General features: G+C 64.2%; 21 protein-coding genes. 6 read left to right on the forward strand and 15 right to left on the reverse strand.

What is annotated here, in order from left to right; genetic code table 11:
• Positions 1 to 128 precede the first annotated feature (128 nt).
• On the forward strand, positions 129 to 1,316 hold the full coding sequence (locus B552_RS0113665) for a ribonucleotide-diphosphate reductase subunit beta (RefSeq protein ID WP_019449589.1): 1,188 nt from the start codon (positions 129 to 131) through the stop codon (positions 1,314 to 1,316).
• Between the two features lie 228 nt (positions 1,317 to 1,544).
• Positions 1,545 to 2,507: a zinc-binding alcohol dehydrogenase family protein gene (locus B552_RS0113670; RefSeq protein ID WP_019449590.1), complete on the forward strand. Its 963-nt coding sequence runs from the start codon at positions 1,545 to 1,547 to the stop codon at positions 2,505 to 2,507.
• Between the two features lie 33 nt (positions 2,508 to 2,540).
• Here the strand turns inward: B552_RS0113670 and B552_RS0113675 are convergent, their stop codons facing one another.
• Both B552_RS0113675 and B552_RS0113680 read right to left on the reverse strand, forming a co-directional pair.
• On the reverse strand, positions 2,541 to 3,479 hold the full coding sequence (locus B552_RS0113675) for a recombination-associated protein RdgC (protein ID WP_019449591.1): 939 nt from the start codon (positions 3,477 to 3,479) through the stop codon (positions 2,541 to 2,543).
• Between the two features lie 211 nt (positions 3,480 to 3,690).
• Positions 3,691 to 4,278: a YSC84-related protein gene (locus B552_RS0113680; RefSeq protein WP_019449592.1), complete on the reverse strand. Its 588-nt coding sequence runs from the start codon at positions 4,276 to 4,278 to the stop codon at positions 3,691 to 3,693.
• A 193-nt stretch (positions 4,279 to 4,471) separates the two neighbouring features.
• Between B552_RS0113680 and B552_RS0113685 the strand changes: the two genes are divergently transcribed.
• Positions 4,472 to 4,981: a hypothetical protein gene (locus B552_RS0113685; RefSeq protein ID WP_237718212.1), complete on the forward strand. Its 510-nt coding sequence runs from the start codon at positions 4,472 to 4,474 to the stop codon at positions 4,979 to 4,981.
• Between the two features lie 72 nt (positions 4,982 to 5,053).
• On the opposite strand, the gene B552_RS0113690 is transcribed toward B552_RS0113685, so the two are convergent.
• Complete coding sequence (locus tag B552_RS0113690) at positions 5,054 to 5,887, reverse strand: aldo/keto reductase (RefSeq protein WP_019449594.1); 834 nt, start codon at positions 5,885 to 5,887, stop codon at positions 5,054 to 5,056.
• Positions 5,888 to 6,001: 114 nt separating this feature from the next.
• On the reverse strand, positions 6,002 to 6,400 hold the full coding sequence (locus B552_RS0113695) for a 4-oxalocrotonate tautomerase (protein ID WP_026035636.1): 399 nt from the start codon (positions 6,398 to 6,400) through the stop codon (positions 6,002 to 6,004).
• Positions 6,401 to 6,545: 145 nt separating this feature from the next.
• On the opposite strand from B552_RS0113695, the gene B552_RS0113700 reads away from it, so the two are divergent.
• Positions 6,546 to 7,436 carry a LysR family transcriptional regulator gene (locus B552_RS0113700; RefSeq protein ID WP_019449596.1) on the forward strand — a complete coding sequence of 297 codons (891 nt, stop codon included), beginning with the start codon at positions 6,546 to 6,548 and terminating at the stop codon, positions 7,434 to 7,436.
• A 37-nt stretch (positions 7,437 to 7,473) separates the two neighbouring features.
• Here B552_RS0113700 and B552_RS0113705 read toward each other — a convergent pair whose 3' ends face one another.
• From B552_RS0113705 to B552_RS0113720, 4 genes are all read right to left on the reverse strand, one after another.
• Positions 7,474 to 8,160: a Fe2+-dependent dioxygenase gene (locus B552_RS0113705; RefSeq protein ID WP_019449597.1), complete on the reverse strand. Its 687-nt coding sequence runs from the start codon at positions 8,158 to 8,160 to the stop codon at positions 7,474 to 7,476.
• Between the two features lie 73 nt (positions 8,161 to 8,233).
• Positions 8,234 to 10,489, reverse strand: a complete 2,256-nt coding sequence (locus B552_RS0113710) for a TonB-dependent siderophore receptor (protein WP_026035637.1) — start codon at positions 10,487 to 10,489, stop codon at positions 8,234 to 8,236.
• A gap of 274 nt (positions 10,490 to 10,763) precedes the next feature.
• Entirely contained in the window at positions 10,764 to 11,735 is a 972-nt protein-coding gene (locus tag B552_RS0113715) for a tripartite tricarboxylate transporter substrate binding protein (RefSeq protein ID WP_019449599.1), read from the reverse strand.
• Positions 11,736 to 11,941: 206 nt separating this feature from the next.
• Positions 11,942 to 12,403, reverse strand: coding sequence for a DUF2147 domain-containing protein (locus B552_RS0113720; RefSeq protein ID WP_019449600.1), 462 nt, complete (start codon positions 12,401 to 12,403; stop codon positions 11,942 to 11,944).
• Between the two features lie 529 nt (positions 12,404 to 12,932).
• On the opposite strand from B552_RS0113720, the gene B552_RS28865 reads away from it, so the two are divergent.
• Positions 12,933 to 13,100 carry a hypothetical protein gene (locus B552_RS28865; protein WP_019449601.1) on the forward strand — a complete coding sequence of 56 codons (168 nt, stop codon included), beginning with the start codon at positions 12,933 to 12,935 and terminating at the stop codon, positions 13,098 to 13,100.
• A gap of 1,019 nt (positions 13,101 to 14,119) precedes the next feature.
• Positions 14,120 to 14,698, forward strand: coding sequence for a histone H1-like DNA-binding protein (locus B552_RS0113730; protein ID WP_019449602.1), 579 nt, complete (start codon positions 14,120 to 14,122; stop codon positions 14,696 to 14,698).
• A 246-nt stretch (positions 14,699 to 14,944) separates the two neighbouring features.
• Here B552_RS0113730 and B552_RS0113735 read toward each other — a convergent pair whose 3' ends face one another.
• From B552_RS0113735 to accB, 7 genes are all read right to left on the reverse strand, one after another.
• Entirely contained in the window at positions 14,945 to 15,412 is a 468-nt protein-coding gene (locus B552_RS0113735) for a membrane protein (protein WP_019449603.1), read from the reverse strand.
• Between the two features lie 63 nt (positions 15,413 to 15,475).
• The gene (locus B552_RS0113740) at positions 15,476 to 16,423 is read right to left on the reverse strand and encodes a carbohydrate kinase family protein (protein ID WP_019449604.1); all 948 of its coding nucleotides are present in this window, start codon (positions 16,421 to 16,423) and stop codon (positions 15,476 to 15,478) included.
• A 103-nt stretch (positions 16,424 to 16,526) separates the two neighbouring features.
• Positions 16,527 to 17,027, reverse strand: coding sequence for a thiol peroxidase (gene tpx / locus B552_RS0113745; RefSeq protein WP_019449605.1), 501 nt, complete (start codon positions 17,025 to 17,027; stop codon positions 16,527 to 16,529).
• An 80-nt stretch (positions 17,028 to 17,107) separates the two neighbouring features.
• Positions 17,108 to 18,811 carry a DUF3426 domain-containing protein gene (locus B552_RS0113750; RefSeq protein ID WP_019449606.1) on the reverse strand — a complete coding sequence of 568 codons (1,704 nt, stop codon included), beginning with the start codon at positions 18,809 to 18,811 and terminating at the stop codon, positions 17,108 to 17,110.
• Between the two features lie 9 nt (positions 18,812 to 18,820).
• The gene (prmA, locus tag B552_RS0113755; protein ID WP_019449607.1) at positions 18,821 to 19,741 is read right to left on the reverse strand and encodes a 50S ribosomal protein L11 methyltransferase; all 921 of its coding nucleotides are present in this window, start codon (positions 19,739 to 19,741) and stop codon (positions 18,821 to 18,823) included.
• Between the two features lie 49 nt (positions 19,742 to 19,790).
• A complete protein-coding gene (gene accC / locus B552_RS0113760) occupies positions 19,791 to 21,158 on the reverse strand; it encodes an acetyl-CoA carboxylase biotin carboxylase subunit (protein WP_019449608.1) in 1,368 nt (455 codons plus the stop codon).
• A gap of 112 nt (positions 21,159 to 21,270) precedes the next feature.
• Entirely contained in the window at positions 21,271 to 21,735 is a 465-nt protein-coding gene (gene accB / locus B552_RS0113765; protein WP_019449609.1) for an acetyl-CoA carboxylase biotin carboxyl carrier protein, read from the reverse strand.
• Between the last annotated feature and the right edge of the window lie 55 nt (positions 21,736 to 21,790).

A 21,790-nucleotide genomic window follows, 5' to 3' on the forward strand; every position in this document is an offset into this window, starting at 1 on the left:
ACATTGAGTCACCCTCGGTCTGCTCCCCTCTCCCGCTGTGCGGGAGAGGGGCCGGGGGAGAGGGCGGCGCATCAACCGCTGACGCGCAGCGCCTGAGCCGCCCCTAATCGAATTTCGGAGAAAACAACATGCTGAGCTGGGACGACGACGTTCAAGCCACACCGCAGGCCGCACCGCAGCCTGCCCTGCAACCCGCCGCTGCCGCCGCCACTGCCGACGAGCAGGGTGTGCTGCCGCCGGCCGCCACCGCGCCGGGCATCCTTGGCAACAACCCGAACGCCGCCGCCGCGCAAAGCACGCGCCGCGTGAACGCCGCCGACAAGCGCGTGATCAACGGCGCCACGGACGTGAACCAGCTCGTGCCGTTCAAGTACAAGTGGGCGTGGGAAAAGTACCTGGCCGGTTGCGCGAACCACTGGATGCCGCAGGAAATCAACATGTCGCGCGACATCGCCCTGTGGAAGGACCCGAACGGCCTGACCGAGGACGAGCGCCGCATCATCAAGCGCAACCTGGGCTTCTTCGTGACGGCCGACTCGCTGGCCGCCAACAACATCGTGCTGGGCACCTACCGCCAGATCACGGCCCCGGAATGCCGCCAGTACCTGTTACGCCAGGCCTTCGAAGAGGCCATCCACACGCACGCGTACCAGTACATCGTGGAGTCGCTCGGTCTGAATGAAGCCGAGATCTTCAACGCGTACCATGAAGTGCAGTCGATCCGCGACAAGGACGAGTTCCTGATCCCGTTCATCGACACGCTGACCGACCCGTCGTTCAAGACCGGCACGCCGGAGAACGACCAGAAGCTGCTGAAGTCGCTGATCGTGTTCGCCTGCATCATGGAAGGCCTGTTCTTCTACGTGGGCTTCACGCAGATCCTGGCGATGGGCCGCCAGAACAAGATGACTGGCGCCGCCGAGCAGTACCAGTACATCCTGCGCGACGAGTCGCTGCACTGCAATTTCGGTATCGACCTGATCAACCAGATCAAGCTCGAGAACCCGCACCTGTGGACGCCGGAGTTCAAGGCCGAGATCACCGAACTGTTCAAGAAGGCCGTGGACCTGGAATACCGCTACGCCGAGGACACCATGCCGCGCGGCGTGCTGGGCCTGAACGCGCCGATGTTCAAGGGCTACCTGCGCTACATCTGCAACCGCCGCTGCCAGCAGATCGGGCTGGAGCAGCTGTTCCCGAACGAGGAAAACCCGTTCCCGTGGATGAGCGAGATGATCGACCTGAAGAAGGAACGCAACTTCTTCGAGACGCGCGTCATCGAGTATCAGACGGGCGGGGCGCTGTCCTGGGATTGATGGGTCGGCTGCCGCACCAAGAAGACGGCAGCCAGGACGGGAAATGGGCGGACATCGGGCGAGAGCCTGATGTCCGTTTTTTCTTTTGGCGCTTGTCCACGATCCGCAATCCGCGCCGGCTTCTGATTCCGTGAGGCCACGCTGCCCTGTCTTTTCAGAATCGGCTCAAAGATTTCCGGGGCGTCTCTCCATACGATCGATGGCACACACCACCAAGGAGAGTCATCGATGCAAGCAGTAGTCCAACACCACTTCGGCGAGACACCTCGCTTCACCAGCTTCAAAGACCCGTGTCCGTCCGACGGAGAGGTCATCGTTCGCGTCCAGGCCGCCGTGATTCGCCCGGCGGACATCGCCATTGCAAAGGGACTTCATTCCTGCACGCCGTCGCAGTTGCCGTTCATATGCGGCCGCGATGGCGTCGGGCGGCTGGAGGACGGACGGCGCGTCTACTTCCGCACCGGCCGCTGCCCGTTCGGGGCGATGGCCGAGTATGCGCCCGCAGAATGGGTGGCACCGCTGCCGGATGACGTTGGTTCGGCGGTGGCCGCCGCGCTGGTCGGGCCGGCCTTGACCGCATGGCTGCCGCTGGCAATGCGCGCGGACATCGAACCCGGAGAGACCGTACTGGTGCTCGGTGCGTCGGGCCTGGTGGGCCGCCTTGCCGTGCAGGCCGCGCGGCTGCAGGGGGCGGCGCGTGTCATTGCCGCCAGCCGACGGCCCGAGTCATTGTCCGCACTCGGCGCCGATGCACTGATCGATCTTGGGCAACCTCCAAGTGTCCTCCAGCACACCTTCGCCACTTTTGCGGAAAGCGGTATCGACGTGGTGATCGACTTCGTCTGGGGGGAAACGCTGGAATTGCTGCTGGCGGCGCTGGTGCAGGGCGACGGCATGCCGGCGTCAGTGTTTGACCGAGGCATACGCATCGTGACCGCGGTGGATCGCGGCGCCGGGTGCCTGATGCTCGCACCCGGCGTGCTGCGCGATTCGCGCGTTCAGCTCATGGGCTGTGGCCCGGCGAACCATCCGCCGGGCGGTTACCTGAAGACACTGGCCGACGATATCCTGGCCTGTGCGAGCGACGGTGACCTCACCATGGATTTCGAACTGGAATCCATGGCCAACGTGGCCGATGTCTGGTCGCGTGCCGGCAGGCAGGGCACCCGTATCGTGCTGACGGTCGATTGAGCTTGCCGCCAGGTTGGCGGACGGATCGGGCGATCAGGCCGCTTTGCGGATCTCTGCCTGAGCTTCTGCGCCTTCCGGCTTACGCTCGCCGCCGAGCGCTTCGGTCAGGTCGGCCAGCAGGCCCGCCAGTTCGCCCGCCATCAACGCAAAGTCCGCGTCGAAGCGTTCGTTTTCATCGTGCAGCGTGGCGTCGGCCTGCTCCTTGATGACGTCGAGAGGGTTCACGCGCTTGATCGCCAGGGCATCGGTCAGCACGAACGAAACTCGGTCATTCCACGTCATGGCCAGGCGCGTGCAGCGCTTGCCCGCGGCGATATGGCGGCGCAGGTCTTCGGGGTCGAGCGGGTGGCGGACGTAACGGACCGTGGCCTTGCTTTCGCTGCTCGACTGGAGCTCGATTTCCTGGTCGACCGTGAAGCCGGCCGGCGCGGTGTCCGTGGCAAGCCATTCGGTCATGGCGGCCACCGGCGACTGGTTCACGTGCAGGTTGGCCACGGGCAGCGGATCGATGGCCTTGAACAGCATGCCGCGCACTTCATCGGCCTTGGCCGTACCAGCCGCATCGATGGCCAGCCAGCCATTGACCGGGTCGATCCAGACGCGCGTGTCGCGGCGGATGCTGAAGGCGCGCGGCAGCAGTTCTTCCGTGACCTGTTCCTTCAGTTCCTTGAGCTGCTTGCGGCCGGGCTTGAAGCCTTGCTGCTCTTCGAGCTCGGCGGCACGGGCCTTGGTGACCTGGTTGACCACGGTGGCAGGCAGCAGCTTCTTTTCGGTGCGCAGTACCAGCAGCATCTGGCGATTCACGCAGTGCACGAGCTGGTCGTTGTCGCGCGGCGATGCCCAGCCCTGCGTCTGCATCTCGAGGCTGGTGCCGGGGTAGAACGCATGCTTGGCCAGGCAGGCCTCGACGTCTTCAGCGGAAAGCGTCCACGGTGCGGAAAAACGATGAACCTGGAGATTCTTGAACCACATGTGAATTCGGCCTCGCGTACGAAAAAAAGGGAAGGGACGAATTCTAACGGGTCAGTGCGGAGCCGATGCGCAAAAGAGAAGGCGTCCACAGTGCCGAACCGCGTGGTTCGCGCCATGGACGCCTGCTGGATCACAGTGCCTCGTGTGGCTGGCGGCTATTCGGGCCGCTCAGGGATACCTCGGGCGCTCACGCAAGGTCTTGCGTGGTGTCTCAAATCGTGAGCTTGGAAATTTTTGTGCCCTCCAGGCTCAGGCCTGCCATCAGGCCGGCGTTGGTCATCGCGAAACCGATGATCGGCTGCTGCGCCGTGTTGGTGTCGATCTGGCCGTTGGCGCCGATCGTGGCCAGCGCCACCGTGGCATCCACGCCCACTTGCCAGCCGCTGCTGTGCACAAATTTCTCGTAGGCGTCCTGGGTCATGAACATCAGGATGAATGCCTTCGACTGTGCGCCGACCTGCCAGCCGAATGAGCCGGAGATCGCGCGGTAGTAGCCCCTGTCGGCCCCGCCGGAGCGCAGGACGCCGTCGCCATACTCCCCGCCAACAACAAAGCCGGCCGAAAGCAGTTTGGGGAAGATCAGAATGCCCTTGGCCTTGGCGCCCAGGTCCTGAGCCGATTTGGTGGTGGTGTAGAGGCGATTCAACGTATCGGTGGCGCCGATATCGATCTCGCGACGCTTGGACGCGCTATCGCCACTATCCTTGGGTCCGGTCACGCTGCAGCCTGCCAGCACGCCCAGGCCCGACAGGCCCACCAGTCCAGCGCTGCCGGCTGACAGGAAGGTTCGACGTTTCATGATTTCCTCCAATGAGTCATGTGTTGTAACCGCCTCTAAAGCATAGGTCTGCCATGCACATACGGAAATGCGATTTTGTCTGACACGGGATGGGCCTGCCTCTGACATACATCAGACAGGACTCGGTCATACTTTCTTGCAAATAAGCGCAAGCACTTCTGGAACCCGTATCAAACGACTGTGTCTTTGGAGCATGCAACAGAAAACCGCCCCTAATCCAGCACAAGCCGGCACCGCCGCCCTCCAAACCTCCCGACGCACGGCAAAGCCGTCCCGACGCCTGATCGGGCTCGTCGGCGCATCGCTCCCATTGGCCGTGCTCCTGGCGGCATGCAGTTCGTCGCAGCCGCCGGTCGAGACACCATCAGCTGCGGCCACCCAGGAAGCAGCCCAGCCCGCTCCCGCCTGGCAGGCCGAACGGGCGAAGTACATGGACTGCGTGCAGGGCAATGTCGGCAACGGCATCGCAGGCAAAGGCACGCCCAAGGACGTGGCCGCGGATGCGCTCAATGCCTGCCAGGGACAGCTGAAGGTCATGCACGATGCCTTCCAGTCGTACCTGATGGCCGAGATGAGCTCGTCCCACGGCAAAAGCAGTGCGCGGCAGGCTGCCGATCGGGTCACCACCGATACGCGGGAAAAGGCACGTGTCTATCTCACGCGCTACGTCGAGGTGGAACGCTACAAGGCCGCGCAGCACTGAGACGCGCGGGCACACAGCCGAAGTTGAGGCACCGCGCGATGCGGTGCCGGTCGTCAGGCCCGGATGCGACGCTCAGAGCATCGACAATGGCTGGGCGTGGCGCGGTGGCGGAAACAGCTTGTCCAATGCGGCAAGCTGTTCTGCCGTCAGCACCAGATCGAGCGCGGCGAAATTCTCGCGCAGACGCTCGCGGTTTCCTGTCTTGGGGATCGCGATGACGTCGTCCCGGCTCAGCAGCCATGCCAATGCTACCTGTGCCGGTGAACTCCCGATGGACTGTGCAAGGTGCTGCAGCCCCGGGTTGCGCAGCAATCGGCCCTGTTCGATTGGCGAATAGGCCATGACGGGAACATCGCGTTCACGCAGCCACGGCAGCAGGTCGAACTCGATGCCGCGGCGGCTCAGGTTGTAGAGCAACTGGTTTGCCGCCACCTCATCGCCACCGGGCACTTCCCACAACTCGTCCATATCGGCCAGGCCGAGGTTGCTCACGCCGAAATGCCGGATCTTTCCGGCCTGCCGCAGGGCCATGAAGGCTTCCATGGTTTCCTCGAATGGCACGTCGCCGCGCCAGTGCAGCAGATAGAGGTCGATGCGGTCCGTTCCCAGGCGCCGCAGGCTGCGCTCACAGGCGGCCACGGCCCCTTTGCGGCTCGCATTGTGCGGGTACACCTTGCTGACCAGGAATGCCTCGTCGCGACGCCCCTTGATCGCCTCTCCAATCAGCGACTCGGACAGGCCCTCGCCGTACATCTCGGCCGTATCGATCAGCCGCAATCCCAGGTCCAGACCCAGTTGCAGCGTAGCGATCTCCTCGGCACGCGTATGGCGGTGATCGCCGATGTTCCAGGTACCCATGCCTAGCGCGGGGACGCGCTCGCCGCCGGGCAGTGTGACTTGCTTCATGCGATGACTCCGGTGTGAAGGGCTCAAGACGGATGGCAGCCCTTCACACTAGTGAACATCGGTGCCGAGTACAAGCAAGCCGCCCGCACGACACCTGTGACAGAAATGTGCGCGCTAGCCATGCTGGTGGCGGAATTCCTGCGTCTTGCCGCCGTATCCGTAGGCAGTGGCTCGCACATCGATCACGTGGATATACGACACGGCGTTGACATCGCCGATCACCTCGGACAAGGCCGCGAAGGCCTCCGCCAGAAAGCGTGCCTTCTCGGCCTTGGTATTGGTCTCGTCGCTGATGCTGATGTCGAACTGGAACGCATTGCGCCCTTCGGCGTAATCGGCCAATGACTTCCCGCCGATAAACCACTGCTCGCGCGGAATGTACGAGACCGTGGTGGCGATCACGCCGGCTTCCTTGCCCAGCACGCGCTGGGTCAGTTCGCCAACCGTGGCAACCGCGCGGCGGGTCAGTTCCGCGTCGGGGTGGCCGGAAATCTGCAGGGACAGGTGGGGCATGACAGGCTCCTTGAGCAGGTTGTTTTCGGGTTGCAGCGGATGGATTTCCGGCTGCGGTGATGTCATCGTAGGCGCTGCGGTAATATCGGAAAAGCGGGAATATGCGATAACATCCATCGGATATACCGAATCATTGGGGCCTGCCATGCGTGGATTCGAAACCGATCAGCTCAGAACTTTTGTAGTGGTTGCGGACAGCGGCAGCCTGTCGGCCGCGGCACCGCGGCTGTTCCTGTCGCAGTCGTCGGTCAGCGAGCAGCTGCGCAAGCTGGAGGAACGTGCCGGCGTGCCGCTGCTGACGCGTGGAAAGAAGGGCGCGGCCGTCACGCCGGCCGGGGCGCGGCTGCTTGAGTATGCGCGGCGAATTCTGTCGCTGAACGAACTGGCAATGCAGGAGCTGCGCGGGCAGTCGCTCGACGGCGAGTTGCGGCTGGCCGTGACGGACTACTTCCGCCCCGGCGAGATCGCCGGCATGCTGCGCCGCCTGCGGGACCGCTATCCGTATCTGAAGCTGCACGTGACGGTGATGAAAAGCGCGGCCATCGAAGCCGCCGCGGACATGGATGCATTCGATATCGGCCTGAGCATGCGGCTGATTGGCGCGCGCAGGGAAGGGGCGGCGAACGAAGGTCGGAGGGGCGGAACCGTTCTGCGCCGGGAGGCGCTGGCCTGGGTGGCCGCACCGGAAATTGCCGAGGCCCCGCAGGCCACGCTGCCGCTCGTGCTATTGCCGGATACCTGCTCGATGCATCAGTTCGTCGTGCAGATGCTCAAGCGCAAGAAGCGCGATTTCGAGATCGCCCATTCGGCTTCGGGGGTTGCGGGCCTGCATCTGGCGCTGGCGGCCGGGCTGGGCGTGTCGTGTCTGAATACTTCGGCGATCGGGCCGGGGGTGGCGCCGTTCGATGCGTCGAGCGTGGCGGGGTGGAAGCTGCCGCCGCTGCCGTCGGCGGAGTTCTACCTGCTTGCAGCCCGGCGCGGGGAGGGCGAATTCATCGGCCAGGCGCGGCAGGCGCTGGCCGAGCAGTTCGGCTAGGTTCCTGCCCGAAATTGCCGAGGCCTGGAGCGGAGGCTCAGGTCTCGCTCCACTGCCGCAGCAGGTTGTGATAGCAGCCCACCAGCGTGCGGCGCGCGCGCTCGTCCGCATTGGTCTGGTTCAGCGTCTGGATGGCGTTGTCCATGTCGAACAGCAGTGCGCGCTGGCCGTCGTCACGAACCAGGCTCTGGACCCAGAGGAAGCAACCGATGCGCACGCCGCGCGTGATCGGCGTGACCTGGTGCAGGCTCGTGGACGGGTAGACCACCATGTCGCCCGCGGCAAGCTTGACCGAGTGCACGCCGTAGGTGTCCTCGATCTGCAGTTCGCCGCCGTCGTAGCTGGCCGGATCGGACAGGAACAGCGTTGCGGAGACATCGGTGCGCAACTTGCGTCCGTTGTGCGGGTGGATGCGGACGCCGCCATCGACATGCAGGCCAAACGTCATGCCCTCGCTGTAGCGGTTGAACATCGGCGGATAGACGATGTTCGGCAGCACCGCGCTGATGAACAACGGGTTGCGCTCGAGCGCGCTCAGGACCAGGTGCTGGCATTGCGCGGCCACTTCCGATCGCTCGTCGATCTGCTGGTTGAACTTGACCGGCGCACCCGAGTAGCCTGCGGTGACCCGGCCATCCACCCATGCATCGCCCGCGTGCTCGAGTTGCTGCAACAGCACGGCCAGTTGCTCGGCGTTGAGAACCTGTGGAATGCGGACGAGCATCGTTCCCTCTATATAGATAGTGAGCGTGGATCGGGGCCGCCCGGGTGGCAGCACCCGGCGGCCCCGGCGGCGCTTACATGCGGTAGGTGAAAGACAGCATCGCGGTGCGGCCCGTGCCGGGCACCGAGCGTCCGCCGTCTGACGCGATCAGTGCATCGTAATACTTCTTGTCGAAGATGTTGAACAGGTTCAGGCGCACGTCGTACTTCGGTTGATGGTAGGCGATCATGCCGTCCCAGCGCACGTAGCCGCCCACCTGCACGGTGTTGGTGTTGTTGGCGTAGCGCTGCGACATATAGAACGCGCCGCCGCCAATTTCCCAGCTTGGCAGGATCGCGTAGCTGGTCCAGGCCGTGGCCGTGTGCTTGGGCGTATTGAGCGGCACCTTGCCTTGCGTACCGGCGGCGATGCCGTCCAGGATCACGCCATCCAGGTAGGTGTAGCCGGCGAACACCTGCCACTTCTGCGTGATGCGGCCTGTCATGCCCACGCGGAAGCCGTCGACCTGGATCTTCCCGGTCAGCGCGTAGGTTGTGGCATCGACCTGGCTGCGCGCGTTGTCCTTGGTGATGCGGAAGATCGCCGAGTTCACGGACAGGTCGCCGTTGCGCAGATCCCACTTGCCGCCCGCTTCATACGACTTGTTCGTCTCGGGGTCGAGCGACTGCTGGCCGACCGTGCCAACAAGCTGTTCGAGCGACGGGTTGAACGACGTGCCATACGACACGTAATAGGACTGCTGCTCCGTCGGCTGCCAGATGCCGCCCAGCCGTACGCTGGTGAAGTTGACGGTCTGGTTCGCGTTCGGCAGTACGGTGCTGCCGGCCGTGTTCGACGAATTGATCGAGTTGCTGATGCTGGCGATGTACCGGTCATAGCGCAGCCCTGCCACGGCCTTCCATTGCTTGCTGAACTCGATCGAGTCGTTGGCGTAGACCGCAACCGTATTGGCGGAGCCGCCCTGCAGGTTGCCGACGCTTGATGCGACATTGGACGGCGAATCCTGGTAGATCGGATCGACCACCGGCGTGCAGGCGACGTAGCCGGTCGTCGCGCCGTTTGCATTCAGCGGCGTGCCGCCACAGCTACCGTTGCGGAAGTAGTTCTGGTTGTTGTACCCGTCATGGCCGAACTCCAGGCCCGTCAGCAGCGTGTGCTTGACCGGGCCGGTGGTGAAGTCCGCCGTCAGCTCGGTCTGGTTGAAGATCGAGTAGTCGCTGATGCTGCGGTCGTGGCTCTGCTGGCGCACAAAGAGCTGCGACAGCGGCAGCGTGGTGGTGGTCAGCGGGGTGAAGGTGCCATTGGCGCTGACCGTGCCCACTGCATTCGGCGCGGTTTCGCGCGCATCGGTCGACACATAGTTGAACGCGGTCTGGTTGCGCAGGCGCAGGTTCGGCGAGAACTTGTGCGTAACGCCGGCCGACAGCGACGCGATGTCCTGCCGGGTGCGGTCGTTGTTGAAGCCGTAGTAGGTCTTGCGATCGACATTGACCGGATGGCCGTTGATAGCCGGGAAGCCATAGTCGGGCATGTCCTCGTTGTGCTGGAGCAACGCGGACAGCGTGATCTCGGTGGAGGTGCCGATGCCATAGCGCCACGACGGCGCGATGCCGAAGTCCTGCACCGTCATCTCGTCGCGCGTGCTCGGCTTGCCGTCCTGCGCCATCGCGGAGATGCGGAACGCGGAGGTATCGCCGGTCGGCGTGTTCACGTCGGCGGTGGCGCGCACCAGGCCGTTCGTGGTGACGGACCCACTGACCTCGGTGGCCGCCTTCAGTTGCGGCTTCTTGCTGACCTGGTTGACCACGCCGCCGGTGGAGCCACGGCCGAACAGCATCGACGACGGCCCCATGATGACTTCCACCTGATCCAGCGCGAACGTGTCGCGGTAGTACTGGCCACGGTCGCGGAAACCGTCGAGGTACATGTCGGTACGTGCCGAGAAACCGTTCAGGTTGATGTTGGTGCCGATCTGGCCGCCTTCGGCCGCACCGATCGTAACGCCGGGCACGTTGCGCAGCGCGTCGGCCAGTGAGCTTGCGCCCTGTGAGTCCATCACCGCACGGTTCACGATCGTGACCGATTGCGGCACGTCACGCAGATCGGCAGGCAGCTTCGACAACTGGCTGCCGACTGGGTTGAAATCGTCGTGGATGGCCGAGCCCTGGACCGTGACTTCGCGCAGCGTAGCCGGTGCGGTTTCCGACGAGCTGACCTGCGATGGCGCGGGCGCGGGCACAGCAGGGGCTTGTTGCGCGAGAGCGGCAGGGGCGGCGGGAACAGCAAAGAGGGCCACGAGAGCGGTGGCCACGGGGGTGCGGCGAGTCATTGTCCTGATCCTTGTGAGCGGCGAGCGAAAATATAAATGCGAACGATTCGCGTTGCAATTCGCGTTGTTCGGCGTTCACAGACAGGATGTATAGGTGTTGAATGTTTTAATGAAAAAGCATATGAAACGGAGTTTCGATATAAAAGTGCTTTATTTGTAACTTTGTAGTGCAGATGTCACGTTTTTATGTCGATGACGATGCAAAAGAAACGGCCCGCACGCAGCGGGCCGTATGGATACATTCGATCACCTTGGCTGGTGATCGCACCGATTTTTAATCGGCGCTCATGTTTGCGTTCTTGGCGATGCGGCCCAGGCGCTCGCGCTCGGACTTGATGAACGCGACGAAACTCTCGACGGAACCACCCGCGGGTTCGATGCCGTTCTGGATCAGCCGCTCGCGAATTTCGGGGTTCTGCATGCCTACGGCAAGCTCAGCATTCAGCTTCTTGATGATCGCGGGGTCCGTGCCCTTTGGCGCGAAGATACCAGCCCAATGGCCAATGCGCACTTCAGGCTGGCCTTGCTCGGCCGTGGTCGGAATGTTCGGTGCCGCCGGCATGCGCTTGTCCCACGTCGCGCCCAGCGCCTTCAGCTTGCCCGCCTTGATCTGCGGCAGCACCACGATCGATGCTTCGGACGTTGCCACGACCTGATTGCCGATGACCGCAGTGATGCTTTCCGAGCCGCTCTTGTACGGCACCACGGTCAGCTCCGCGCCTTTTTCCTTGAGCATTTCTTCGACGAAGTGCGGCGTGCTGCCGCTGCCGGCGGTAGCGAATGGCACGCCGCCCTGCTTCTTCGAATATTCGATCAGTTCCTTGATGTTGTTCACCGGCAGCGATGGCGATGCGACGATCACCGACGGGCTCACCGCAATCAGACCCACGGGCACGAGGTCGTCAGGTGCATAGGGCATCTTCGAACGGATCAGGCCGTTGGTCACGGTACCCACCGCGCCGACCAGGAACGTGTAGCCATCGGGCTTGCTCTTGGCCACGTAGTCGGCGCCGACGATGCCGCCCGCACCCGGACGGTTCTCGATGACGACGGGCTGGCCGATGCGCTTGCTTACCGCTTCGGCGCCCGCGCGCGCGACGAGGTCATTGGCTCCGCCAGCCGTGAACGGCACGACGAACTTGATGACATGGTTCGGCCACGCATCGGCTGCGTGTGCAGTGGTGGCAATGAGGGAGGTGGTGCCGAGTGCGAGGGCCAGTACGCGGCCGCGTGGGAAGAAGCGCATGCTTTCTGTCTCCGGTTGTCGTTGTGAAGGGAAACGATCTTACCGAAGGAAGCTGTCATCTGGCTGTACGGCGGGTGACGCGTACGGAGAGTCCCGGAGAGCTTCCGAGTGTTTCAGAGTGTCTCGGAGTGTCTCGGAGTATTTCGGCGGCTCCCGTCTTCCATGATGGTGGAAGAGGGGAGCGATACGGAATCGGTTGCTGTGGCTTACTGCGCGCGCACCCACGTCTGCGTACGGCCGAGCAGGCTGATGCCGATGAAGCCGCGCACGTTGAGCTTCTTGCCGTCGTCCGCCAGCGACATCTTGCACTTGTAGAGCTTGCCGCTTTCGGGGTCGAGAATCTCTCCGCCGGTCCATTCGTTGTCGGCAGTCTTGCGCAAGCCGGTCAGCAGCGTCATGCCGATGATCGGCTGATCCTTGCGTGAGTCGGTGCACTTGTCGCACACCGTCGGCGGGCCTTCATGCGGCACCAGGCTCTTCACGAGTTTGCCGCTGAAGGTGCCGTCCTTCTCGCTGATCTCGATCACGCCGCGTGGCTTGCCGGTGGAGTCGTCAATCGTATGCCACGTGCCTGCCGGCGAGGCTTGGGCAAACGCCATGGCACTGGTAGCAAAGGCGGCGGCAAACAAGGTTGCGCGCAGCAGGGTACGGGGGGCGGTCATGCGCATGGGGATCTCCAGTTCAGCGTTGCAATGGCGGTCCGCCTTCGGTCGGTTTCGGCGGAGCGCGACGCCAATCTACTGTCGCGCGCCGCGCGCCGCAATCTCCAACATCCGTTTGCGTACGCACCGGCACCTACTGTAGCGCTTGCCGCAATCGCCCGCCCGGCGAGGCCTGGCGCGGTTTCTGTCGTGCAGCAATTCCTGCGTACTCAGAAGTTCCGAGATATTCCTCTAGCCCTTCGACGATTGGTGCGATCGCGCCACAGTACGGTTGCGTCTGTACCGCAGTCGTCTCAGTTGCCTCAGTAGGAACCCGAATGGGAACCCGAATGGGAACCCGGACGCCATGCTTCGCCGGTACACACGGCAATCTCTGACGACGCAGCAGACGGGTGTGTCGCGATGACGCGAAGAGTGCCCGCGCGTGCGATGCGTGGTCGCACTGCCGTGACGCGCTTCGACCATCTTCGACATGCGCGCGGCGATGTCATGCGCGTGCTCCAAACCGTCCTCTTCGACGTCATCGACACCCTCGATGACGTCGAAACGCACGCGCGAGGTCGCGACGACGATCGAAACCGTTGCGCTGACGCATCACTCTTTCGTCGCTCTCGCGCAACTGTCCGCTCCACGCATCGCGATGGTCGTTGGCGCGCGCGTGATTGTCGGCATGCGTGGCGATGCGAAGCGCTGTCGAGCGTGAAGTCGCGCGCGGAAAACTGTCGCGGCACGACGAACATCCGATGCATGGCACGTGCGGCGATGATCCGATGCGTGTACTTCGCGATGGTCCGGAAAGCCAGCATTCATGCGGCTTTCCGATCAGCATGGCACGACGATGATATGTGATTTCGGTGTTCGGGGACGCGCCATCTGCCTGGTGCGTGAAGCGTTCGTTCGGATGTGCGATCACGCGTCGTCAACGCGCTCTGCAACACGTCGACTCACAGCGCAGAGACCTCGCGATAGAACTTCGAAGCGAGTGTGAAAGTTGAGATCGGCGTGCGCGTCGACGTCGTTGTCATCGCAGTGCGCGCGTGGATTAGATCGATTCACTCTTGCGCGCAAGTTTTTTTGCACTTTTTTCTTAACATCATCGAACAAACGAATTATGATTCGCCTTGACAAGAGTCTCACTTCATTGCATCGACCGAGTAGCGCGCACGAAGGCAAGCAAGAACGCGAGCGAGAAGGAACGATGAAGCGATGCTTCGATGCAGTGATGGCGGGTAGCCGAGGAGCACCAGAACTTTGACGCAGACCGAGCCGAAGCGGCTTCTTACAACGCGTGCAGTTTCCAGAAGCCCAGTGACGGTATGGGCGAGCTACCCCCGAATGATTACCGTCTGCAGTGCGCGAGGCCATGCCCGTACTGCAGGCCTGCTGACCGATATCTCCTCTTTCCGGGCTGTGCACCGACATGACGGGCGGTGCGGGCCGATCGAATATTCCAGGGCGCGGCATCGCCCGGAAATCCGCTTGAGCGCTGGATTTGCAGCCCGCTCGCGGATTCCGGCCCGCCGCGAGCACACCGCCACGAGCGCGCCGAGTCGCGCCGGTGGCGGCGGTCTCCCTGCAACCGAATTCATTAGCGTGCGGTCGATGCTGTACCGTGCGCCGATGAATCGCTCGCTCGATTGGGGCACGCGACAAGCGCGTCTCGGGTCGGTCGGGTCGCCAATCTAGGTCATTCGACATTTCACGCTAGTGAAGGAGTTATCCATGGCAACTGCTGCAAAGAAAAAGCCGGCGGCTAAGAAGGCCGCCAAGCCGGCCGCCAAGAAGGCCGCTGTGAAGAAGGTCGCTGTGAAGAAGGTCGCCGCCAAGAAGGCAGCACCGGCTGCCAAGAAGGCCGCAGTGAAGAAGGTTGCAGCCAAGAAGGTCGCAACCAAGAAGGTAGCCGCCAAGAAGGCAGCACCGGCCGCCAAGAAGGCCGCAGTGAAGAAGGTTGCAGCCAAGAAGGTCGCAACCAAGAAGGTAGCCGCCAAGAAGGCAGCACCGGCCAAGAAGGCCGCAGTGAAGAAGGTTGCAGCCAAGAAGGTTGCAACCAAGAAGGTAGCCGCCAAGAAGGCAGCACCGGCCAAGAAGGCCGCTGCCAAGAAGGTTGCCGCCAAGAAGCCGGCTGCCAAGAAGGCTGCTGCCAAGAAGCCGGCTGCGAAGAAGGCTGCTGCGAAGAAGCCGGCTGCCAAGAAGGCTGCCGCCAAGCCTGCTGCTGCCCCTGCGGTTGCCCCCGCTGCTGCTGCCAAGACTGCGCTGAACCCGGCTGCAGCCTGGCCGTTCCCGACGGGCAACCGTCCGTAATCGCGTCGCCTCGTGCGAGCGATCACAACCGGGAAGCGCCAGGGCACGCGCTGCGTGCCACACTGACCGGATACGACGTATCCGGTCCGCAAGACGGCAGTCTTGCCAACCCGCCGATGGCATCCGTGCCCGGCGGGTTTTTTACTTTCTGGCCGTCCCGGGTGGCAACTGCGCCGGCGGCTCTCCAAAAGCAAAACGCCGCGGCCTTGCGGCTCGCGGCGTTTCTTTGCAGCAGGTTGGCGCGGTTCAGTGCGTGACGCGCGTCACGCCGCCTGAGGACAGCAGTCGCACGCGATCGCCGGGGCGGAAGGCTTCGTCTGCATCCTGCGTGATGGCGCGCATCTCGCCATCCTCCAGGCGTACGGTGATTTCCAGGCCGCGGCGCTGGGCGACGTGGTTTTCGGTTGCGCTTCCGGCAATGCCTCCGAGGATCGCACCCAGAATTCCCGCGGCAACGGCGCCGTTGCCGCCGCCGATCGTGCTGCCCGCGGCAATGCCGCCAATGGCGCCACCGGCGAGCGTACCTGCGCCCGTGGTCGGGCCCTGGATCATGACGTCACGCACGCCTTCCACCACGCCGAAACGCACGGTCTGCTCGCGCTGCGCCTGGCCGCCCGTGTAGACGCTGTTGGAGTTGGACTGGCTGGCGCACCCGGCGACGAGCGCCGCCGCGCTCAGCACGGCGACACTGCCGATACGAAGGATCTTGTTCATGGCTTCTTCCCGTAAAAGATTCCGTGTCGCCGGTGGTGTCCGAGGTGACGCGCCAGACACCACTCACGCGTAACGGTAACCGTAGGCGGACTGGAACCGGCTGCCGATTTCCTCGCGCGAGATCCAGTGGTTCTGCGGACCCTGCTGGGCAATCTTGATCGAACCCATCAGCGAGGCGAGACGGCCGGTGGTTTCCCAATCGAGCCCGTTTTCGATGCCGTAGAGCAGGCCGCCGCGGAACGCGTCGCCGCATCCGGTGGGGTCTACCACGCGTTCGGCTGCCACGGCGGGAATGGCGTACTGCTGGCCATCGGCAAAGACGCTGGCGCCGCGCTCGCCGTGCGTCACGATGAACGCGCGGACCTTGGCGGCAACCTCTGCACTGGTCCATGCGGTGCGCGACAGCAGGACCTGCGCTTCGTAGTCATTGACCGTCACGTAGCTGGCGAGTTCAACGAACTGGCGAAGGTCCTCGCCGTTGAACAGCGGCATGGCCTGGCCCAGATCGAAGATGAACGGGATGCCCGCTTCGGCGAACTGGCGCGCATGGTGCAGCATGCCCTCGCGGCTGTCCGGCGCCACGATGCCAAGCGCGGGGCGCTTGCCGGCGGCGAGCGCGTCCTGCACGCTGTTGAGCTGCGAGTGGCTCATCGCACCCGGGTGGAACGCGGTGATCTGGTTGTTGTCGAGATCGGTCGTGATCATCGCCTGCGCGGTAAACGTCTCGGGCAGCACGCGGACATGGTCGGTGCCGATCTCGATATTGCGCAGGTATTGCAGATACGGGTCGGCGTCCTGACCCACCGTGGCCATCACGATCGGGTCGCCGCCGAGCATCTTGAGCGTGTACGCGATGTTGCCGGCGCAGCCGCCGAACTCGCGCCGCATGCCCGGCACCAGGAACGAGACGTTCAGCATGTGGATCTGGTCCGGGAGGATGTGTTCACGGAACCGGCCGTCGAACGTCATGATGGTGTCGTACGCGACGGAGCCGCAGATCAGGCTGGACATTCTCTCTCCAAGGGCCCTGGCGCGGGCCGTAACAGATAAGTTAATGAATTCCGCCCGTGCATAGACGGGCGGGAAGTTCGATTACTGTGCGGAACCGAACGATTTACTTCAACGCGGCCAGCGCGGCGTCGTAGTTCGGTTCCTGCTTGATTTCGGGTACCAGCTCGCTGTACTTGACCGTGTCGTTCTCGTCGACCACGACCACGGCACGGGCGCACACGCCAGCCAGCGGACCGTTCTGGATATCAACGCCGTACGCGTTCTTGAACTCGGCGCCACGCATCGTCGACAGCGTTACCACGTTGGCCAGGCCTTCAGCCGTGCAGAAGCGGCCCATCGCGAACGGCAGGTCGGCCGAGATGGTCAGCACAACGGTGTTGGCCAGGCTGCTGGCAGCTTCGTTGAACTTGCGGGCGGATGCCTGGCACACGGGCGTGTCGAGGCTCGGGACGATGTTCAGCACCTTGCGCTTGCCAGCGAAGTCGGCCAGCGTGACGTCCTTCAGATCCTTGCCGACGAGCGAAAATGCGGGGGCCTTGTCGCCGGTGTGAGGAAACTTGCCGCCAACTTCGATGGCGTTGCCGCCGAGGGTCACGTTGCTCATGGTCTCTCCTGTCTGGGATGAAAAATGACGGCCCGCCGGCCCAACGCATGCGTGGCCGGCGTGGCGGGGGGCGTTGTAATTCAGGGGTAGAAGATCAGCACGCGGTAGTTCGCCGCCGCCTGCTGCGTCCGGAATCGTACCCGAACCGGCAGTTCGCTGCCTGCGCGCAGACCCGTGGTGGCGAATGCGCGCTGATCCGGCTCGAGGTATTCCGCCGGTTGAAGCACACGGCGCAGCAGCAGCTGGTCCTGCAGGTCCGTCATGACCAGCTCGATCGCCGGCAGCGCCGTGGTGGCGCGGCCCTGGTTGCGCATGGTGACGGCCAGCAGGTAGACGTCACTCGATTCATCCTGCTTCTGCAGTTGCGAACTGTCGATGCGCAGCGCTTCCAGGTCGCGCCACGGTGGCACGCTGCAGCCGAGCGGCTCGCATGCAGCTTCAAGTACCGGACGCAGCACGGGAAGGCGCCCGGCAATCTGGCTGCGCGCAAGGTAGGCGCCCTGGGCCAGCACGCCAAGCGCGAGTAGGGCAACCGCCACGCGTGCCCAGACACGCCGGCCGCCCGGCAGCGAGGCCTTGGGGCTGGCTGGGCGCGTCTGTTCACGCTCGCGAATGCGGGTGTGTCGCAGGAAATCGGGGGCAAAGGCTGGGCCGGTAGCGGGGCCTGCATCATGTCGCAGCCAGTGACGCGTGGTGGTCTCGCGGGCAACCGCATCCGGGGTGCCGTCACGCGACGTTGGTCCCTCGTCGCCGGTGTCGGCGCTTTCCTTCGCCCAGGCTTCCGCTTCGGCGTCAGTCGGGTCTGCTGCGCGCAGATACTCGCTCGCGCTGCGCACGGGTTCTGTGTGCGGGAACGGATTGGGCGGCGGCAGGGCCTCGTCCACTTCGCTGCCGGACACAGGTGTAGCGTCAGGTGTAGCGGGCGTGGCCGGGGTGGCGGCGGATGACGAGGGCGCATCGGCTGCAAGGGCCTGAGGTGCTCCGCCCGCTTTCAGCGGTGGCCACGTCGCGCGGGCGCTGTAGGCTCCCGATGGCGGCATGCCGCTTGGTGTCTTCGGTGCGAATGCCGCAGCCGGGTCAAGTGATGAGTGTGCCGGGGGCGGCGTGTCATCGAACGCGGAATGATCCAGCGTGGGCCATGGCAGAGGCGGCGCAGTCAGCGGTGTTTCGATCTCCGGGGCCTCGGATGCCGGCTCGGCTTCGCTGGCTTCCGCAGCGGCTTTCACCGCAATGTCGGGCACCGGTTCGTCGGGCACCGCTTCCGCTGCAGCTTCCTCGGTCGCGTCCGCATTTCCGGCGGCTTCTGCGGGATCAACCGGCGCAGTTGCCTCGGCTGGTACGTGATCCACATGATCCGCTGCCGCAACGTGCGTGGCCTCAGCCGGTGCTTCCGGCTCCGGCTCCGCTACACGTTGATCTTCCGGCTCGGGTTCCGACATCATCGTCGTCGGCGAATCGAGCGCGGGCACATCGTAGCCTGGGTCGAATCCCGGCTCGAACGGTGCCTCGTTCTCACGCGCGTGGGCGGTGGCTTGCGTCTGCTCCGCGTGGGCCAGTGCGGCCGCCATCGAAACGGGGGCCGCGACAGGCGCGGGGGTGGCAGCCGGCGGCGATGCAGGTGCAGCGGCCGGGGCCGGCACTTCGATCAGGTGTTCGCGGGCGTCAAAGACGGTATCGCACTGGCCGCATCGGACCAGGCCCTGGCGCAGCCGCAACTGGTCCGCGACAAGCCGGAACGCGGTGCGGCAGGCCGGGCAGCGCGTGACGAGCTTGGCAGCGGCCATGATATTGAATCAGGAACGATCGGCAGGCGTGGACGACGCAGGGCGCGAGCCGTGCAGGCACACCCAGCCATCTTCGCTGCGCCAGACCGACATGGCAATCCATGGCGCGTACGCGGCGGCCACTTCGTCGGCCTGCCGTTCGAGCACGCCCGACAGGATCAGGCGGCCGCCCGGGCGCACACGTGCGCTGAGCATTGCAGCCATGAGCTTGAGCGGATTCGACAGGATATTGGCCACCACGAGGTCGTAAGTGGCTTCCGATACCGATTCCGGCAGCGCGAACGTGGCTTCCACGTGGTTGCGTTCGGCGTTGTAGCGCGACGCTTCCACGGCATTGGGATCGATGTCGATGCCGACGGTGTCGCCGGCGCCGAGCTTCCTGGCCACGATCGCCAGGATGCCCGAGCCGCAACCGTAGTCGAGCACGGTCTCGCCGGCACGCCCGTTCTGCTCCAGCCATTGCATGCACAGGCGTGTGGTCGGATGGCTGCCCGTGCCGAATGCCAGGCCCGGATCGAGCTCGAGGATCACGGCGTCAGGGTCCGGCGCTTCATGCCACGACGGCACCACCCAGATCCTCTCGCCGATGCGGATCGGTTCGAACTGCGACTGGGTCAGGCGCACCCAGTCCTGGTCTTCCACGGTGCGCAGTGAATAGGGCGGCACCGGGTCCACATTGAGCGTATTCGCGGCGGCGGTCACCAGAAGCGCGGGATCGGTCTCTTCGTCGAAGAGCGCCACCACGCGCGAACGGTTCCACGCCAGCCGCGTGGGCTCAAGCCCGGGCTCTCCGAAGAGCGGTTGCTCGTCGGGCGTATCGGCATCGGCGTCTTCCACCGATACCGACAGCGCGCCGAGGTCGAACAATGCATCGGACCAGGCCTCAGCCTGTTCCTGCGCAATTTCGATCACACATTCCTGGAAAGCCACGGGATTCCTTTGCTACTGATTACTGCTTTGCCGGCCGATCGGCCACGCCTCAGGCTTTCTCGCCCTGGGCGTTGGCCTTCTGGGCCAGACGGTGTTCAAGATAGTGGATGCTGGTGCCGCCTTCCACGAAATTGGCATCGAGCATCAGGTCGCGGTGCAGCGGCACGTTGGTCAGGATGCCGTCCACCACCATTTCCGACAGCGCAATGCGCATGCGGGCGATGGCCTGGTCACGCGTGGCGCCATACGTGATGATCTTGCCGATCATCGAATCGTAGTTGGGCGGCACGAAGTAGCCATCATACGCGTGCGAGTCCACACGCACGCCGGGGCCACCGGGCATGTGCCATGCGGTGATGCGGCCCGGCGACGGCGTGAACTTGAACGGGTCCTCGGCGTTGATGCGGCATTCGATCGCGTGGCCGCGCAGTTCCAAGTCCTTCTGGCGGAGGCGCAGCTTCTCGCCGAAGGCGATGCGGATCTGCTCCTGCACGATGTCGATGCCCGTGATCATCTCGGTGACCGGGTGCTCCACCTGCACGCGCGTGTTCATCTCGATGAAGTAGAACTCGTTGTTCTCGTACAGGAATTCGAACGTGCCTGCGCCACGGTAGCCGATCTTCTTGCACGCTTCGGCGCAGCGGTCGCCAATGCGTTCGATCAGGCGGCGCGGGATGTGCGGGGCCGGCGCTTCCTCGATCACCTTCTGGTGGCGGCGCTGCATCGAGCAGTCACGTTCGCCCAGCCAGATGGCCTGCTTGTGCTGGTCGGCCAGGATCTGGATTTCCACATGGCGCGGGTTCTCGAGGAACTTCTCCATGTAGACCTCGGGATTGCCGAAGGCGCGGCCCGCTTCTTCGCGCGTCATGTTGACGGCGTTGATCAGTGCGGCCTCGGTGTGCACCACGCGCATGCCGCGGCCACCACCGCCACCGGCGGCCTTGATGATCACGGGGTAGCCCACGCGGCGGGCGGTCTCGAGGATTTCCTTCGGGTCGCTCGGCAGTGCGCCATCGGAACCCGGCACGCACGGCACGCCGGACTTGATCATGGCCTGCTTGGCCGACACCTTGTCGCCCATCAGGCGGATGCTGTCGGAGGTCGGGCCGATGAACACGAAGCCGGATTTCTCCACGCGCTCGGCGAAGTCGGCGTTCTCGGAAAGGAAGCCGTAGCCCGGGTGGATCGCCTGGGCGTCCGTGACTTCGGCGGCCGAGATGATCGCCGGCATGTTCAGGTACGACAGCGGCGAAGGGGCCGGGCCGATACAGACGGCTTCGTCGGCCAGCTTGACGTACTTGGCTTCCTTGTCGGCTTCCGAGTACACCACCACGGTCTTGATGCCCAGCTCGCGGCAGGCGCGCTGGATGCGAAGGGCGATTTCACCGCGGTTCGCGATCAGAATTTTTTCAAACATGGTCTCTCTCTGCGAGAACAGGGGCGAGCCCGCGTACGCCATTTTCGGCGCACCGGGCTTCACGCTGCGGCAGGGCCATCGAGCCGGGCCGCGTCAGCCGGAAGGGCCGGAATCAGCCGATCACGAACAGCGGCTGGCCGTATTCCACGGCCTGGCCGTTTTCGACGAGGATTTCCTTGATCACGCCAGCCTTGTCGCACTCGATCTCGTTGAGCAGCTTCATGGCTTCGATGATGCAGACGGTCTGGCCTTCCTTGACGGCATCGCCCACATTGACGAACGGCGCCGCGCCCGGCGACGGTGCGCGATAGAACGTACCGACCATCGGCGAGGTCACCACGTGGCCAGCCGGAAGCTGCGGGGCATCCGCTGCGGCGGCAGCCGGCATGACGCCTGCGGCTGCGGCCGGAGCGACGGCCGCCGGCAGCGCCTGGAACTGGGGCATGGCCATCGGGGCCACGACCTGCGGAGGTTGCTTGACGATACGTACCTTGCCGTCGCCCTCGGTCACTTCGAGTTCCGAAATGCCGGATTCGGCCACCAGGTCGATCAGCGTCTTCAGCTTGCGCAGGTCCATCTTCTTATCCTCCAGAATCGGGTTGTCCGGTCACCCTCGAGCACGGAGGGGACGG

The organism is Cupriavidus sp. BIS7 (genome assembly GCF_000292345.1).
GTDB lineage: Bacteria > Pseudomonadota > Gammaproteobacteria > Burkholderiales > Burkholderiaceae > Cupriavidus.